General features: G+C 69.4%; 12 protein-coding genes and 1 pseudogene. 6 read left to right on the forward strand and 7 right to left on the reverse strand.

The window, feature by feature from the left end; all coding sequences use genetic code 11:
• The first annotated feature begins 25 nt into the window (after nt 1-25).
• The 6 genes and pseudogenes from trpS (at nt 26) to ASF54_RS05175 (ending at nt 7,073) form a co-directional block, all read left to right on the forward strand.
• A complete protein-coding gene (trpS, locus tag ASF54_RS05150; RefSeq protein ID WP_200919566.1) occupies nt 26-1,051 on the forward strand; it encodes a tryptophan--tRNA ligase in 1,026 nt (341 codons plus the stop codon).
• 19 nt (nt 1,052-1,070) lie between these two features.
• A complete protein-coding gene (locus tag ASF54_RS05155) occupies nt 1,071-1,628 on the forward strand; it encodes a GNAT family N-acetyltransferase (protein WP_158613192.1) in 558 nt (185 codons plus the stop codon).
• A gap of 160 nt (nt 1,629-1,788) precedes the next feature.
• The gene (gene ribD, locus ASF54_RS05160; protein WP_055962114.1) at nt 1,789-2,790 is read left to right on the forward strand and encodes a bifunctional diaminohydroxyphosphoribosylaminopyrimidine deaminase/5-amino-6-(5-phosphoribosylamino)uracil reductase RibD; all 1,002 of its coding nucleotides are present in this window, start codon (nt 1,789-1,791) and stop codon (nt 2,788-2,790) included.
• Between the two features lie 26 nt (nt 2,791-2,816).
• Nucleotides 2,817-3,410, forward strand: a pseudogene (gene ribA / locus ASF54_RS05165) (GTP cyclohydrolase II); the annotation flags it as partial.
• A gap of 212 nt (nt 3,411-3,622) precedes the next feature.
• Nucleotides 3,623-4,996 (forward strand): MFS transporter, encoded by a 1,374-nt coding sequence (locus ASF54_RS05170; RefSeq protein ID WP_055959517.1) that lies wholly within the window; start codon nt 3,623-3,625, stop codon nt 4,994-4,996.
• 91 nt (nt 4,997-5,087) lie between these two features.
• Nucleotides 5,088-7,073: an ABC transporter ATP-binding protein gene (locus ASF54_RS05175; protein WP_084815956.1), complete on the forward strand. Its 1,986-nt coding sequence runs from the start codon at nt 5,088-5,090 to the stop codon at nt 7,071-7,073.
• Between the two features lie 767 nt (nt 7,074-7,840).
• On the opposite strand, the gene ASF54_RS05180 is transcribed toward ASF54_RS05175, so the two are convergent.
• From ASF54_RS05180 to ASF54_RS05210, 7 genes are all read right to left on the reverse strand, one after another.
• A complete protein-coding gene (locus tag ASF54_RS05180) occupies nt 7,841-8,560 on the reverse strand; it encodes an isochorismatase family protein (protein ID WP_055959519.1) in 720 nt (239 codons plus the stop codon).
• Complete coding sequence (locus ASF54_RS05185; RefSeq protein WP_055959521.1) at nt 8,557-10,062, reverse strand: D-alanyl-D-alanine carboxypeptidase/D-alanyl-D-alanine-endopeptidase; 1,506 nt, start codon at nt 10,060-10,062, stop codon at nt 8,557-8,559. The genes ASF54_RS05180 and ASF54_RS05185 overlap by 4 nt, the downstream gene beginning before the upstream one ends.
• A 56-nt stretch (nt 10,063-10,118) precedes the next feature.
• A complete protein-coding gene (locus ASF54_RS05190; protein WP_055959523.1) occupies nt 10,119-11,120 on the reverse strand; it encodes a Gfo/Idh/MocA family protein in 1,002 nt (333 codons plus the stop codon).
• Between the two features lie 12 nt (nt 11,121-11,132).
• Complete coding sequence (locus tag ASF54_RS05195) at nt 11,133-12,044, reverse strand: ribokinase (RefSeq protein ID WP_055959525.1); 912 nt, start codon at nt 12,042-12,044, stop codon at nt 11,133-11,135.
• A 178-nt stretch (nt 12,045-12,222) separates the two neighbouring features.
• Entirely contained in the window at nt 12,223-13,152 is a 930-nt protein-coding gene (locus ASF54_RS05200) for a phosphate ABC transporter ATP-binding protein (protein WP_084815957.1), read from the reverse strand.
• A 13-nt stretch (nt 13,153-13,165) separates the two neighbouring features.
• Nucleotides 13,166-14,179, reverse strand: coding sequence for a sortase (locus ASF54_RS05205; RefSeq protein ID WP_055959527.1), 1,014 nt, complete (start codon nt 14,177-14,179; stop codon nt 13,166-13,168).
• A 72-nt stretch (nt 14,180-14,251) separates the two neighbouring features.
• Nucleotides 14,252-16,336, reverse strand: coding sequence for an Ig-like domain repeat protein (locus tag ASF54_RS05210; RefSeq protein WP_055959530.1), 2,085 nt, complete (start codon nt 16,334-16,336; stop codon nt 14,252-14,254).
• Nucleotides 16,337-16,459: the final 123 nt, after the last annotated feature.

Below are 16,459 nucleotides of genomic sequence, written 5' to 3' on the forward strand. Positions count from 1 at the left end.
CCCCTCTCTTCCTCCGAGGAACGCAATGTCACTCCCCCGTCTCTTCTCCGGCATGCAGCCGTCTGGCGACTCCCTCCACGCCGGCAACTACATCGGCGCCCTCCAGCAGTGGGTCGCGCTGCAAGACACATACGACGCCCTCTTCTGCGTCGTCGACATGCACGCCATCACCGTGCCGCAAGACCCCGAGGTGCTCCGGGCGACCACGCGCCGCACTGCCGCGCAGTACATCGCCGGTGGCATCGACCCGTCGAAGTCCATTCTCTTCATCCAGTCGCACGTGCCGGCCCATGCCGAGCTCGCCTGGGTCCTCAACACGCTCACGGGCTTCGGCGAGGCGAGCCGGATGACCCAGTTCAAAGACAAGTCGGCGAAGCAGGGCGCCGACTCCGCCTCGGTAGGGCTCTTCACCTACCCGGTGCTGATGGCCGCAGACATCCTGCTCTACGGCACCGAGCTCGTTCCGGTCGGCGACGACCAGAAGCAGCACGTCGAGCTCACGCGCACCCTGGCCGGGCGCTTCAACTCGAGGTTCGGCGAGACGTTCGTCGTGCCCGAGCCTTACATCCTCAAAGACACCGCGCGCATCTACGACCTCCAGAACCCGGAGTCGAAGATGAGCAAGTCGGCGGCGAGCGACGCCGGCATCGTCTGGATGCTCGACGAGCCGAAGAAGACCGCGAAGAAGATCAAGAGTGCGGTCACCGACACCGAACGCGAAATCCGCTTCGACCGAGGTGCCAAGCCCGGGGTCTCCAACCTCCTCGCCATCCTGTCGGCCTTCACCGGCACCGCGATCCCCGCGCTCGAAGAGTCGTATGCCGGGCGCGGCTACGGCGATCTCAAGGGCGACGTGGCCGAGGCCGTCGTCGAGAAGTTCACCCCGGTCCGCGAGCGCACCCGCGAGCTGCTCGACGACCCCGCCGAGCTCGACCGGGTCCTCGCCCACAACGCCGACCGTGCGGCCGAAATCGCCGAGGCGACTCTGGCGAAGGTGTACGACAAGATCGGCTTCGTCCGTCGGCGCCCTTCCGGTCGACAGCTCGGCTGACGACACCATGCTGCCGTTCGTGCTCGAATCGAAGCGGCTGCGGCTCGAAGTGCCGCGGACGGCCGATGTCGGCGCCATCTTCAACGCCTGCCAAGACGAACAGCTCCAGGAATACACGACGGTGCCGGTGCCGTACACGTTCCGCGACGCCCAGTTCTTCGTCTCGCAGGTGGTCGAGCGCGGCTGGACGACCGGCCGCGAGTACACCTGGGGGCTCCGCGAGCCCGGGTCGAGCCTGCTCGTCGGAATGATCAGCATCCGTCTGCTGCACCGCGACGTCGGTTTCTGGTCCGCCGCCGAGGCACGGGGGCGCGGCCTGATGACGGAGGCACTGCGCCTGGTCAGCGACTGGGCCTTCGACGAGGGCCTTCCTGACATCCGGTGGGAGGGCTACGTCGGCAACACCGGCTCGGCCGGAGTCGCCCGCCGTTCCGGCTTCAGGTACACCGGTACGGGCCCCGGGCTCCAGCCCGACCGCGCCGGGCGTCACCCGGAGTGCTGGAAGGGCATTCTCTCGGCTACCGACGACGCCACCGAGAAGCCCGGCTGGCCGGCCGAGAGCGTCGCTCGGCCCTGAGTCGGCTCTCCGCTCTGACCCTGCCTGCCGCGCCACTACTGCTCTCCTGCGACCCTGCCCGGAATACAGCACGGCGGAGGGCGTTGGCTAAGGTCGAACAGCAACCCCCTACTCGAAAGACCGATCAGTGCCCCTCTCCCCCGACCGACTCGCGACTGCGATGCGGCACGCACTCAGCCTCGCCGCCCACGGTCCGGTCACCGGCCCGCACGCTCGAGTCGGCTGCGTCCTGCTCGACGACGCCGGAGCGACCGTCGCCGAGGGCTGGCACCGCGGGGCCGGCACACCGCATGCCGAGGTCGACGCACTCGCGAAGCTCCCCGGGGGCGACGCCCGCGGCCTGACCGCCGTCGTCACGCTCGAGCCGTGCAACCACTGGGGGCGGACGGGCCCGTGCAGCGAAGCCCTCATCGAATCGGAAATTAGTCGGGTCGTCTTCGCCGTCGAGGATCCCGGTGCTCACTCGGGCGGAGGCAAGGAGCGTCTCAGAGACGCCGGCGTCCCGGTCGAGGAGGGCGTCCTGGTCGACGAGGTCTCGGAGTGGATGCGCCGATGGCTGACCGCTGTGCGACTCGGCCGACCGTTCGTCACTGTGAAATGGGCGTCGAGCCTCGACGGCCGCGCCGCGGCCGCCGACGGCACGAGCCAGTGGATCACGGGCGCGGCCGCTCGCCAGCACGTGCACGAGCAGCGTGCGGAGCACGACGCCATCCTCGTCGGAACAGGCACGGTCCTCAGCGACGACCCGAGCCTGACCGCCCGGGGCGACGGCGGCGAGTTGCTTGCGAGCCAGCCCGTGCCGGTGGTGGTTGGCGAACGGTCCCTGCCGGCGACCAGTCGGATCCTGAAGCACCCTCGCGAAGCGATCGTCATCGGCACACGCGACCTCGACGCGGTGCTGTCCGACCTGTACGCCCGCGAGATCCGCACCGTGTTCGTCGAGGGCGGGCCGACGGTCGCCTCCGAATTCATCCGTCGGGGTCTCGCCGACGACATCCTCGTCTACCTGGCGCCGACGCTGATCGGCGGCCCCGGGCTCGCCCTCGGCGACCTCGGCGTCGACACGATCGACGGGCAGCACCGTCTCACCGTGACGCACGTCACACCCCTCGGCGACGATCTCGCGATCCTCGCCCGCACCCGGAGCGGGAGCTCTTCATGACCGACACCCCCGCGGTTCGACCGCACGTCTCATTCGAAGTCGAGACCACCGTTCCGACGACGCACGGCACGTTCCGCATGCGCGCCTACCGCGACCTCGACACCGGAGCCGACCACATCGCCATCGTGTCGGGGCGTCCCGGCGACGGGGCGATCGTGCGCGTGCACTCGGAGTGCCTGACCGGTGAAGCGTTCGGGTCGCTCAAATGCGAGTGCGGGCCCCAGCTCGACGCCGCCCTCGACACCATTCGCGACCACGGCGGCGTGGTGATCTACCTCCGGGGCCACGAGGGCCGAGGAATCGGCCTCATCAACAAGCTGCGCGCCTACAAGCTGCAGGAGGAGGGCCTCGACACGCTCGACGCGAACCTCGCGCTCGGACTCCCCGCCGATGCCCGCGAGTACGTCGCGGCCGCCGACATCCTGCGCGACCTCGGCATCACATCGGTGCGGCTGCTGTCGAACAACCCCGACAAGCGTCTGCAGCTCACGCAGCACGACATCGAGGTCAGCGAGATGGTGCCCCTCGTCGTCGGCGTCGGCACGTTCAACGAGTCGTACCTCGACACCAAGCGCGACAGGATGGGACACCAGCTTCCGGGGTCGCTCGGTACCGTCTGAGCTCACGAAACCGTGCCGTGCGGTTCGACGGGCCGGGCGTGTCGTAGTAATCTGCCACTCGGCTGTTACAAACGGCCGATCACTTCCCCGGTGGCGACGATGCTCGGGAGCCCCGCCTCACCCCGCGCCGCCTCTCGAAGCGCCTCTCCGCCGCCTCTCGCGGTGCGATCTCTCGGGCTCGCACCCTGCACGTCAGCGACGGAGACACTCGCATGTCAGCCCGCACCACCACGCCCGCAACACCCGGCAAGCCCACCGCGACCGGATCCGACGCCGCGCCGGTGAACTCGCGCTCCCGCGTCATCGTCGCAAGCCTCATCGGCACCTCGATCGAGTTCTACGACTTCTACGTCTACGCGACCGCGGCAGTGCTGGTGTTCCCCACCCTCTTCTTCGCGAACTCCGACCCGACGATCGCTCTGCTCCAGTCGTTCGCGGTCTTCGGCGTCGCCTTCGTCGCCAGACCGGTCGGCTCGATCGTCTTCGGCCACTTCGGTGACCGCATCGGTCGGAAGAACACCCTCATCGCATCGCTGCTCACGATGGGCATCGCGACGTTCTTGATCGGACTCATTCCCGCCGGCACAACCACCGGATGGTCGATTCTGGCTCCGACGTTCCTCGTCATCCTCCGTTTCGCCCAGGGCTTCGGCCTCGGCGGCGAGTGGAGCGGGGCGGCGTTGCTCGCGACGGAGAACGCCCCCAAGGGCAAGCGCGCCATCTACGGCACGTTCCCGCAGCTCGGCGCACCCATCGGCTTCATGATCGCCAACGGGCTATTCCTCGTGCTCAACGTGTCGATGTCGGCCGAGGCGTTCGCGAGCTGGGGCTGGCGCATCCCGTTCCTCGGCTCGGCCCTGCTCGTCGCGGTCGGCCTCTACGCCCGATTCAAGCTCGTCGAGACCCCCGCCTTCACCAAGGTCATCGAGACCGGAAACGTGTCGAAGCTCCCCCTCGGCCGCGTGTTCCGCACAAGCTGGCGTCAGCTGATCCTCGGCACGTTCATCATGCTGGCGACCTACACGCTCTTCTACCTGATGACGACGTTCACGCTCACCTACGGCACGACGCCGGCCGACGCCCCCGTGGCCGGGCTCGGCTACACCCGCGAGAAGTTCCTGCTCATGCTCATCGTCGGGGTCGCGTTCTTCGGCATCTTCACGCTCGTGTCGGGGCCGCTGGCCGAGCGCTTCGGTCGGCGACGCCTCCTGCTCGCGGTGACCAGCGGGATCCTCGTCTTCGGCTTCTTGTTCACCCCGCTCTTCGGGGCCGGGTTCGCCGGTGCGCAGGGTCTGCTGATCGTCGGGTTCATCCTGATGGGGCTCACCTTCGGGCCCATGGGTGCGGTGCTGCCGGAGCTGTTCCCCGCGAACGTCAGATACACAGGATCCGCCATCAGCTACAACTTTGCGAGCATCCTGGGCGCCGCAGTCGCCCCCTTCATCGCCGTGGCGCTCTGGAAAGCAGCCGAGGGAAGCACCTGGCTCGTCGGCGTCTACCTGTCGGCGATGGCGCTCATCACGTTCGTCGCGCTGGTGCTCAGCAAAGAGACGCGCGACGTCGACTACGGCGACAACCTGAGCTAGCCGTCGGGCTGTTATCCACAGACCCGAGGGATTCGTGAGCGGTGTCGGACGCCGAGGCTAAAATCGACGAAGCACCCATCAGAAGGACAGAATGAGCTCCGACACCGACTCGCGCCCCACCGCTTCTCCGACCGCGTCGGTGCCCTCTGCCGACTCGGCGTCTTCGTCTGCTGCGGGTTCGTCGGGTTCGGCGTCCGGCACGAAGAAGCGCGCGCGTCGACCTCGCCCGCCGCGTCTCGACCGCAACGGGCGGCCCATCCCCGAGGGGCCGAGAGCGAAGTTCAGCCAGCTGCTGCCCTACCTCTTCGAGAACAAACCGGTGCTCTTCGTGATCGTCGGGCTCAGTGTTCTCGGTGCGGCCGCATCGCTGGCGCAGCCGCTGCTCGTTCAGCAGGTGATCGGCTTCGTCCAGGCCAACAAGCCTCTGGGGCCGTTGGTCTTCGCTCTGGTCGCCCTGGTGGTCGTCTCGGGACTGGTCAACGGGTTCCAGCACTACCTCCTGCAACGAACCGGCGAGGCGGTCGTCCTCTCGAGCCGCCGTCGACTCGTCGCACGGATGCTCAACCTTCCGATCAGCGAATTCGACGCGCGACGGACGGGCGACCTCGTGTCGCGCGTCGGCTCCGACACCACCCTGCTCCGGGCCGTCCTCACGCAGGGGCTCGTCGATGCGGTCGGCGGCTCGCTCACCTTCATCGGCGCCATCATCGGCATGGCCATCATCGATCCCGTGCTGTTGGCCCTGACGGTGCTGATCGTGGCCATCTCGGTCGTGGTCGTCGTGACGCTGTCGCGTCGCATCCGCGTTGCCAGCCAGCGGGCCCAGCGCAAGGTCGGCGACCTGACCGCCGCCGTCGAGCGGGCTATCTCGTCTATTCGCACCGTCCGCGCTTCCGGGGCCACGGAACGCGAAATCGATGCCATCGACGTCGATGCCCGCGGCGCCTACGACCGCGGTCTCGAGGTGGCGAGCGCCTCCGCCGTCGTCGTACCGATCGCCAGCATCGCCATGCAGGTGTCGTTCCTGGTCGTCCTCGGCGTGGGCGGCTACCGCGTCGCGACCGGTGCCGACACGATCGCCGACCTCGTGTCGTTCATTCTGTTCCTGTTCCTCATGATCATGCCTCTCGGCCAGGCGTTCGGCGCCGTCACAAGCGTCAACTCCGCGCTTGGTGCTCTCGGCCGCATCCAAGAGATCATCGATCTCCCCGGTGAGACCGCGAATGACGAGACTCTGGCCCGAGCGGCTGCGACTATCGGGACCGTGGCCGAGGCCGACCACTCGCTGACCTTCGAGGGCGTCGAGTTCAGCTACCCGACCGCTCCTCCCAGCGAGGAGGAGCTCCTCGCCCCCGTCACCCCCAAGGCCGCGCCGTCATCAGGAGTCGACTCCGACCTGACAGTGCTCCGCGGCGTCTCGTTCACCGCACCCCAGGGCAAGCGCACCGCGCTCGTCGGGCCGTCCGGTGCCGGCAAGTCGACCATCCTCGCGCTCATCGAACGCTTCTACGACCCGACAGCCGGCGTGATCCGACTCGGCGGCGTCGACATCCGGGCTCTCGACCGCTTCGAGCTCCGAGCTCAGATCGGCTACGTCGAGCAAGACGCTCCCGTGCTCGCCGGCACCATCCGAGACAACCTCGTGCTCGGCGCTCCCGGCGCCACCGACGACGACTGCCGCCGCGTGCTCGAGGCCGTCAACCTCACCGCCGTTCTCGAGCGCGGCGAGCACGGCCTCGACGCTCAGGTCGGCGAAGACGGCGTGATGCTGTCCGGTGGCGAGAAGCAGCGCCTCGCCATAGCTCGCACCCTTCTCGCGGCACCGCCAATCCTTCTGCTCGACGAGTCGACCTCGTCTCTCGACGGCATCAACGAGCAGCGTCTCCGCGAGGCGATCGACGCCGTCGCCGAGAACCGCACGCTGATCATCATCGCCCACCGCCTCTCGACGGTGGTCGACTCCGACCAGATCGTTGTGCTCGCCGAGGGTTCCGTCGTTGGTGTCGGCACGCACTCCGAGCTGGTTCAGTCCACGCCGCTCTACCGCGATCTCGCCAAGCACCAGCTGCTCGTGTAGTTCGCGTCTGCGTGCTGGCTTCGGCTGCACCCGCACGGTCGGTTCACATCCGCAGGATCGGCTCACACCCGCCCAGCCGGCTCACACCCGCACGGTCGGCTCACACCCGCACGACCGGCTCACACCCGCACGACCGGCTCACACCCGCCCGGCCGGCTCACACCCGCACGATCGGCCTAGGCAGCCGCCCTAGCCGGCGGGTGTACGCCGCTCTTGCGGGTCTGGGCCGATGGTGCGGGCCATGGCCCAGGGTGCACGCGCGAACGGCGATCGCTGCCCCGCGAGATGGCCTGATCGACGGGATCTAGCCACACTCGACGTAGGTAGTGCCATCTCGCGGCGTGCGGGCGGGCCCGGGCAGCCCACGACGCCGAGATCGCAGTTGAGGTCGCCCGCACCCGACGCCAAGTGCGATCTCGGCGCGGGCGACGAGCCTTAACGAGATGGCCTGACCGACGGGAGCTAGCCACGCTCGACGTAGGTAGGGCCATCTCGCGGCGGGCGGGCGGGCCCGGGCGACCCACGACGCCGAGATCGCAGTTGAGGTCGCCCGCACCCGACGCCAAGTGCGATCTCGGCGCAGCCAACGAGTCTCAACGAGATGGCCTGATCGACGGGAGCTAGCCACGCTTGACGTAGGTAGGGCCATCTCGCGGCGTGCGGGCGGGCCCGGGCCGCCCACGACGCCGAGATCGCACTTGAGGTCGCCCGCACCCGACGCGAAGTGCGATCTCGGCGCGGGCAGAAGCGAGACCGGCGCAGCGCGACTACACGACCTCGATGCCCGCAGCACGCATCTCGTCGAGAGCCGCGGCGCTCGAGCGGGCATTGACGCCCGCGACGAGGTCGCCGAGGACGCGTACCCGCCCAGCACCAACACCGCTAGCACCAGCACCAGCACCACGCGAACCACGCAAGCCACCCACGCCCGCCCCGAGCAGCGCCACCGCGTCGAGCGCCGAGGCCCGCACGCAGTAGTCGGTCGCGATGCCGACCACGTCGACCGAGTCGACGCCGGCTCGGGCCAGCACCGACGCCACGCGCGAGCCGTCGTCGGTCACGCCCTCGAACATCGAGTACGCGGGCTCGCCCATGCCCTTGCGAACGTGCACATCGATCAGAGCCGTGTCGAGGCTCGGGTGGTAGTCCGCGCCGACTGTGCCGGCCACGCAGTGCACAGGCCAGGTAGTAACGAAATCAGGATCCGCGCCCCCCGCAAAATGCCCACCGTTGTCGTTCCCCGCATCGTGCCAGTCCCGCGACGCCACCACGAGGTCGTAAGCGGCAGACGCACCCGAGGAAGAAGCGCCAGACACACCCGAGGCACGGCCAGCACCGCCAGCACCAGCACCCCCGGCAGTACCCACGGCACCACCCCGTACCAACGCCGTGATCCCCCGCGCGACGGCCGCTCCCCCGTCGACGCCGAGCGCCCCGCCCTCCGTGAAGTCGTTCTGCACGTCGACGATGAGGAGCGCGCGGGTCACGAGTTGGTCAGGTTGGCGCCGCACGAGTACGCGGCGGTGGTCAGCGTGTCGAGCGCCTCGCGGGCTGTGCCGGTGACGTTGCCGATGGCGTAGAACGCGAACGCCAGCTTGGTTCCGTCTTTCGCGTCGATGGTTCCGGCGAGCGTGTAGGCGCTGTCGATCCAGCCGGTCTTGGCGTGGACGGCCCCGCGGGCGACGGCGTTCGCGCCGGTGAACCGTGTCGCCAGGGTGCCGCTCTGGCCCGAGACGGGGAGGGCGTCGTACAGCACCCCGAGGGATCCTTCGCGGTTCAGCACCTTGATCATCAGGTTCGCCTCGAAAGCCGTCGGAACGCCGTTGTTGGCGCTCTCGCCCGAGCCGTCGACGATCTTGATCTTCGACGAGTCGAGGCTGTACGACTTCTTCAGGGCCGCCTGGTAGACGCTGGTGAGGGATGCGGCCGAGCCGTCGGATCCTGAGACCTTTGACGACACGCGAGCGAACATCTCGGCCAGCGTGTTGTCGCTGTTCGGGATCATCTGCCCGACGAGGGTCGACACGGGCTGCGACTGCACCTGCCCGAGCACGGTCTTGCTGGTCGCGACGCCTCGGGTGAGCGGGGCTGTCGAGGCGCCCTTCACCCCGGCCGCGGCGAGGGCCGCGCGGAAGGCCTCACCGGCACGGCCGACGGGGTCGGTGCTGCGCGGGCTCGTCGCCAGGGCGGGGTTGGCACGATCGCCGTCGACCATGAGCGCGACGACCTCGGGCTGGTAGCCGATGGTGCGCTCGGTGAGGGGCCAGCTGGCGTCGTAGCGGTCGGCGTCGTTCCAGAAGCTGTCGTCGAGCTGGATCGACTTGAGCGCCTTCGTGCCGAGGCGCGATTTGACCTGCGTGGCGAGGTCGCTGAGCTTCGGCGCTCCGCTGTAGACGCTCTCGGAACCGGCCGGCGTGGCCGAGAGAGTGGCGTCGCCGCCGCCGACGAGCGTGATGTCGCCGTCTTTGCCGACGACCTTGGTCGTGAAGCGGTAGTCGGGGCCGAGCACCGAGAGCGCGGTCGCCGTCGTGAGCGTCTTCATCACGCTTCCGGTGCGCGCCGGGGTCTGGCCGTTGCGGTCGAAGAGGGTCGCGCCGGTCGCTGCATTCACGACTGTGCCCTCGAAGGTGCCGAGGCGGCCGTCGGCGGCCGCGGAGGCGACGGAGCAGGTGCGCAGCGGCACGGGCGAGGCGACGGGCGACGGTTTGGCACGCTCGGCCGACGCGGTCGCTTTTGGGGTCGAGGTGGCCTTGGGGGTGGCCTTTCTCGACGACGAAGCGGACGGCGACGGCGCGGAGTCGGCGACCGCACCCGCCTGCGTCGAGGGCGCCGTCGGGGCCGTCGCCGCACCGGCGGCGAGCGCGGAGCCGCCGAACAGCACCAGCGCCAGGGCCCCTCCCGTGATCGCGGAGCCGCGGGGGTGGGAGCGAATGAAGGCGGTGGCGCGGGAAAGCGGGCCGGCCGAGGTGGCCTCGTCGTCGGAAGTCATCCAGGCCATCCTACGAAACGTCAGCGAGAACGCCAGCCCCCGAGCGAGGCTGGCCCCTACCTGCCGCCGGGATACACGACACCGAGCTGGCGCCGCACCTCGTCCATCGTCTCCATGACCGCGATCGATGCGGCCGGCGTGAGGGCGGCGTCGTCGCTCCAGCCCTCGTCGACGAGCCGCGCGAGCTCGAACGCCTGGAACTGCATTCCGCGCAGCCCGTCGTCGACGGCGTCGTACCGCGTCACCAGCGACCCGTCGGCGGCGTAGACGCTGAACCCCGACGCGGCGAAGAACGTGTCGTCGATCTCGATACGGCCGTCGGTGCCGTCGATCCGGGCGCTGTTGACGAGCGCGACGTCGAGGGCGCTGTAGATCAGCGAGGTCGCTCCCCCGTCGTGCGACAGCACGACGCCTGACGACCGGTCGACGCCGCGGTCGCTCAACACTCCGCTGGCGCTGACCGAGGTCGGCGCACCCAGCACGTCGAGCGCGAACGCCACCGGGTAGACCCCGAGGTCGAGCAGAGCCCCGCCACCGAGTGCCGGGTCGTTGAGACGGTGGTCGGGGTCGCTCGGCAGCTTCTGCGCGTGCGTGCCGGTGAAGAGACGGAGGTCGCCGATGGCGCCCGAGCGCAGGATCCGACGGAGCTCCCGATTCTGCGGCAGGAATCGCGTCCACATCGCCTCCAGCGCGATCACGCCAGCCTGCTCTGCCGCGGCGTAGACCTCGCGTGCCTCGTCGGCGTTCAACGTGATCGGCTTCTCGATCAGCACGTGCTTGCCGGCGGCGATGGCGAGCAGGGCCTGGTCTCGATGGAAAGCGTGCGGGGTGGCGATGTAGATCGCATCGACGGTGTCGTCAGCCACCAGAGCTTCGTAGCTGCCGTGCGCGTGGGCGATGCCGAACTCGTCAGCGAACTTCTGTGCGGTGGCCAGCGTGCGCGAGCCGACCGCGGTCACGTCGAGGTCGACGCCCTGTTCACGAGCACCGACGAGGTCGGCGACGAAGGTGGAGGCGATACCGCCCGGACCGAGGATTCCCCAGCGAATACGTGACATGGGTCGATCCTGTCAGATGCCGAGGTCGGCGGCCCTCGCGTACGAGGACTGCGCCCCGAGGCCGTGGATCGCGAAGCTGCCAGCACGGGTGCCGAGGCTCACCGCGTCGGCGAGCGAGCTGCCACGGGCGATCGCCGAGGCCATCGCGCCGGTGAAGGCGTCGCCTGCCCCGGTCGTGTCGACGACCTCGCCGGTCGCCTCCGCGGGTGCGTGCCCGGTCGCGTCGGATGTCGCCCAGATCGCTCCCTCGGGCCCGAGCGTGATGACGACCGATCGTGCCCGCGACCGAAGGGCCTCGAGAGCCGCGTCGGCCCCCGCCCTGTCGGCGACGGGAAGCCCCGTCATCTCGGCGGCCTCGCCCTCGTTGAGCACGAGAGGGTCGGCGAGCGCGACCACGTCGCTCGCGATCGACGTGAAGGGCGCGAGGTTGATCAGAACGCGGAGCCCCGTGTCGGCGGCGGCCCGCACGCTGGCCTCGAGCACCGCAACGGAGAGCTCCCCCTGGAGCGAGAGGATCGCCCCGGGCTGTGCCAGGCGCCGCACGGCCCGCGAGGCGCGGTCGGCCGTCACGGTGCTGTTGGCCCCCGAGACGACCGTGATCGAGTTCTCGCCGGCGTCGTCGACCATGATCAAGGCCAGGCCGGTCGGCTGGCTGTCGATGATCGAGACGTCGTCGATCGAGACGCCGTCGGTCTGAAGGGAGCGGAGGATCCGCGCGCCGTCGTCATCCCGACCGACTGCGCCGACGAAGTGGACGTCTGCCCCCAACCGCGCGGCGGCGACGGCTTGGTTCGCACCCTTGCCGCCGGGCTGCTTGGCGAGGCTCGTCGCGATGGTCGTCTCACCGGGCCGGGGTGACCTCGGGGTGCGGACGAGGTAATCCTGATTCGCTGATCCGACGACGATGACGCGCGAGCTGTTCACGCCGTCAAGACTGTCACGATCCCGCCCTCAATTCACCGAGCCCCACGCCGAACAGCCGCGCCGAGCTGCCGCGCTCGGCGCGGTTGGTGGGGTCCCGTCTCGCCGTCCCGAAACTGCTCGCGCGAGACGGGACCCGGAGGGCGCACCAGCACCGGTGCTCCCTCGCCCGGACGACCCGTCAGCCGAAGCGGCCGTTGACGTAGTCGGAAGTCCGGGGATCCTGGGGGCGGTCGAACATGGCCTCGGTGAGCCCGTGTTCGACGATGGCACCGGGGGTGCCCGCCTCGGCGAGGAAGAAGGCGCAGCGCTTCGAGACACGCTGGGCCTGCTGCATGTTGTGGGTCACGATGACGATGGTCACGTCGGTCGCGAGCTCGGTGATCGTCTGCTCGATGCGGCGCGTCGACGTCGGGTCGAGTGCGGAGCACGGCTCGTCCATCAGCAGCACTCGCGGGCGCACGGCGAGCGAGCGCGCGATGCAGAGCCGCTGCTGCTGGCCGCCCGAGAGGCCGCCGCCCGGCTGGCGCAGGCGGTCCTTCACCTCGGTCCAGAGGCCGGCCTTGAGGAGGGTCTCCTCGACGAGATCCGCCTTCGCCGACTTGTCGAGCTTGACGCCGGTCAGCGCCAGACCGGAGAGCACGTTGTCTTGGATGCTCATCGCCGGGAACGGGTTGGGCTTCTGAAAGACCATTCCGATCTGACGACGGGCGTCGGTGATGCGGCGGCTCGCGTCGTACACGTCGACGCCGTCGAGCAGCACCTCGCCGGCGAGTGAGGCGCTCGGCACCAGTTCGTGCATGCGATTGAGGATCCGGAGGAACGTGCTCTTACCGCACCCCGAGGGTCCGATCAGCGCCGTCACCTCCCCCGGCTGCATGGTCAGCGACACCCGGTCGAGCACCTTGCGGTCGCCGAACCAGGCGGAGATCGCGCGAGCGTCGAGGGTGGCGAGGGTGGGCAGGGCGGCCGTGTCGACGGCGGGTTCGTCGAACCAGGCGCCGAACTCGGCGGTGGTGGAGAGGCCGGTCGGCATACCGGCGGACGGACCGGAGGGCGCGTCGAGCGGGGCCGTGCCGGACACCGGTGCGGGAACGGGTGCAGTAGTCATGGGAGTTCTCGAATCACATCAGGTTGGGAAGCAGGATCATGGTCTGTCGGGCGGCGACGAGCCCGACGGCGAGGAGCACCGGAACGGCGACGACCCAGGTCTGCCGTCGTCCCCAGAAGCGTGTGCTCAGTGCGAAGAGCGTGATCAGGCCGAAGAGGAGGATCAGCCCGAGCAGCAGGAACGGCCAGGCTTCGCCGTCGCCGACCATCGGGAGTTCCTCCTGGCCGAGCGCGGCGTAGTCGAGCACGGTCTGGGGTGTCGGCTGAGCGGCTGACGTGAGAGTCGCATCGACGCGGACGATCCCATCGGGGAAGAACGGCATCCCCTCGGCGCTGACCAGGGTCAGTCGGCCGCCGCCCGACGCCATCGCCTTCGGCACGGGATCCCCCTCGTGGCGAACACCGATCACGGAGTACTTCGCGGATCCTTGTCCGGTCGTCGCGACGATGACGTCGCCGGCCTTGAGCGAGGCGAGGTGGGCGAAGGGCGCACCGTTCGAGGCCTGGCGGCCGTAGAGCACGCTGGCGCCCTGCTGGCCTGGCAGCGGTGTGTCGCGGCGGTGACCCGGCCCGCCCTCGGTAACCGACGAGGAGGTGCCCTCGAGCACGACCTGGTTCAGGCCGATCGACGGGATCTCGAGGATCGCCACCGGGGTGCCGAGGGCGAGCAGGTGCCCGTCGGTGCCGGTCTGGCCGACCGGGGCGGTGGCGTTCGCGAGCTGGTAACGGAAATCCGAGACCGACAGCTGCTGGTCGCGGACGGCGCTGATCTGCGAGACGCCGGCGAACTGGGCGACGAAGCCGACCGCGAGCAGGCCGACGACGATGACGGCCGAGCCCGAGAAGCGGAGGCGGTCGGGTGTCGACAGCGCGGGGAACGACTGGGCGGCGGGGCTCGTGGTGTCGAGATCCGACCAGCCCGCGGACGAGGCGGCCGAGCGGGCTGCCCGGGAGGCGGGGCGGGTCGGCCGACGGAGACGCCGCAGGAGGGCGCTCGGGCCGCTCGAGGGGCGGACGGTGGTGGTCATGTGGTGTGCCAGTCGGGAGGAGGAACGGGGGAAGCGGGCCGGTCGCACGAGGCGACCGGCCCGCACGGGGTGCTACTTGACGATCTTCACGGAGACCGACTTGGCGGCGGTCTTCCAGATGGAGCTGCCGCTGTACTTCACGGTCAGCTTGTGGGTGCCGACCTTGAGCTTCGGCAGCGTGACCGAGAGCTTGCCGCTCTTCAGCGCCTTCTTCGCCACGAGGGTCTTGGTGCCCTCCTTGACCGTGATGGTGCCGGTCGCCGTCGACTTCGAGACGGCCACCTTGACGGTGAGCGCGGCGCCCTTGGTCGAGTGCGTGGTCGCGACCTTGTTGGTCGTGATCGTTGCTGCACCCTTGGCGACCTTCACGGTCTTCGCAGCGCTGGTCGACGCCTTCACCGCGGTCGTGGCCGGGGTGTAGGAGGCGGACAGCGAGTAGCTCGCCTTGAGCGGCACGAACTTCAGCGACGCCTTGGTCGATCCGGCGGCAACCTTCGCGGTCGCGAGGACGGTCTTGCCGGAGCTCAGCAGCTTGACGGTTCCGCCCTGGGCGTCTACGCCCTTGACTGTCGCGGTGACCGTTGTCGACTTGCCGGCGGTCTCGGCGGGAGCCGAGAACGTCACGGAGGAGGCGGTGGCCCCGGCAGCGGCGTCGACGGAGGCCGGCGCGCTCGTGGAGGCGCCGATACCGGCGAGGGCGGGCACAAACACGGCGGTGACGTCCTGCTTGCCCGCGGCCGTGAGCGGAACCGCTGCGGTGACGCTGGTGGCACCGGCCTTGATCGCGGCGGTCTTGGCGATCTTGCCGGCGATCACGAAGTTGACCGTGCCGCCCTGGTCACCGTTCGAGGTGACCGTGGCGGTGGCCGAGACGGTGCTGCCCTGCGTGCCCGTGGCGGGAACGCTGAGCGTGGTCGAGCTGGCCGAGGCCGTGAACGCACGGAGGCCGTCGTACCCGCAGGTGGTGGCGGCGCTGGTGCCGGGCTCCGGGAGGAAGCCGTACTTGGTGATGACGGCCGTCTGCGTGCAGACGAGCGACGACTTGCCGATGAAGGTCTTCGAGATGTCGCTCGTGGGGTCGTCGGCCAGCTTCGACGGCACGATGTTGTAGACGTCGCGGACCATGGCGCCGTAGGCGGCGTTGGTCGCGTAGTCGGTGCCGCTGCCGGTGACGGGAGCGACCTGGCCGGTGGCCGTCTTGCTCAGCGCAGCGAGGGTGACGCCGCTGCGGCGGTCGGTGACGCCCGAGACCTTATTGGCCTGGGCGACCCACTGGCTGATCGAGAACGGCGCGATCGCGATCGTGTTTCCGCTGGTCTCGTCGGCGATGGCCTTGCCGTTGTGCTCCTCGATCGGTGCGCCGGCCGACGTGTCTTTGATCCAGTCGTGCGTGGCGACGTAGCCGCTCGCGTCGGTGATGCCGACCTGACCGGCGAAGTACGAGCGCGTGCCCGAGCCGAACTTGGGCAGAAGGGGCTGGAGCTTGTAGGCGGTGGTCCCGGTCGGAGCAGCGTCCGCCGTCTTTCCCACCGAGTTGTAGCTTCCGTCGGCGTTCATGTAGGCGAAGCGCACGTCACCCGCGTAGATGCGGTACAGCGAGGGAGCGTTGACGGCATCCGCGTTGCTGCCGACGAAGAGGGGGACCTTGGCGAGCACGGGGTTCGAGTACGCGACGTCGACGGCGTCCCGCGCGAAAGGCACGTAGGTGACGACGCCCGAGGCGTTCTGGTCGGAGGCGCCGGGGCCGCCGGAGGAGCGGGCGAAGTCGATCTTGCCGGCGACGTCCGGGGTGGTGATCGTGGCGCTCGTGCCGTCGGAGAGGGCGATGCCCGACTTCGAGCCGAGGGCGCCGATGGCGACGAGCAGTTCGTCGCGGCCGGCGCCGGAGCCGGAGACGCGCGGGATGGCGGTCGCGCCCTTGCGCGTGATGATCTGAGCGGCGCCCTGGTTGGCGTCGTAGGAGGCGATCCTGCCGGAGCCGATCGAGGTGGCGAGGCCGTTCACGACGTCCTGCGTGGTGTCGGACCCGAGGCCGACGAGGGTGCCGAACGAGCCGACGGGAGTGGGGTCCGCCATGGCGGGGACGGCGATGCCGCCGACGAGCAGGGCGGCGGCGCCGAGGGCGACTCCGGCCTTGCAGAAGGTGGTGACCTTCATGGTGGGTGGTCCTTTCGTGGTGGGCCCGCCCGAGTGCCTCATAGCGCTCGTGTTCGGGTCGATCATGAAGCTAGGAGATGTGGAGGGTGATGTGAGGAGTTTTTGTGTTAACAGTTGCCATAC

Origin of the sequence: Frondihabitans sp. Leaf304, from assembly GCF_001423105.1 — a bacterium.
Taxonomy (GTDB): Bacteria; Actinomycetota; Actinomycetes; order Actinomycetales; family Microbacteriaceae; genus Frondihabitans.

Bases quoted from the DNA above. Each gene is read 5' to 3' on its own strand.
- ASF54_RS05185 (WP_055959521.1), bottom strand. From the start codon at position 10,062: ATGACTTCCGACGACGAGGCCACCTCGGCCGGCCCGCTTTCCCGCGCC.
- ASF54_RS05200 (WP_084815957.1), bottom strand. From the start codon at position 13,152: ATGACTACTGCACCCGTTCCCGCACCGGTGTCCGGCACGGCCCCGCTC.
- ribD (WP_055962114.1), top strand. From the start codon at position 1,789: ATGCGGCACGCACTCAGCCTCGCCGCCCACGGTCCGGTCACCGGCCCG.
- ASF54_RS05210 (WP_055959530.1), bottom strand. From the start codon at position 16,336: ATGAAGGTCACCACCTTCTGCAAGGCCGGAGTCGCCCTCGGCGCCGCC.
- ASF54_RS05205 (WP_055959527.1), bottom strand. From the start codon at position 14,179: ATGACCACCACCGTCCGCCCCTCGAGCGGCCCGAGCGCCCTCCTGCGG.
- ASF54_RS05190 (WP_055959523.1), bottom strand. From the start codon at position 11,120: ATGTCACGTATTCGCTGGGGAATCCTCGGTCCGGGCGGTATCGCCTCC.
- ASF54_RS05175 (WP_084815956.1), top strand. From the start codon at position 5,088: ATGAGCTCCGACACCGACTCGCGCCCCACCGCTTCTCCGACCGCGTCG.
- ASF54_RS05170 (WP_055959517.1), top strand. From the start codon at position 3,623: ATGTCAGCCCGCACCACCACGCCCGCAACACCCGGCAAGCCCACCGCG.
- trpS (WP_200919566.1), top strand. From the start codon at position 26: ATGTCACTCCCCCGTCTCTTCTCCGGCATGCAGCCGTCTGGCGACTCC.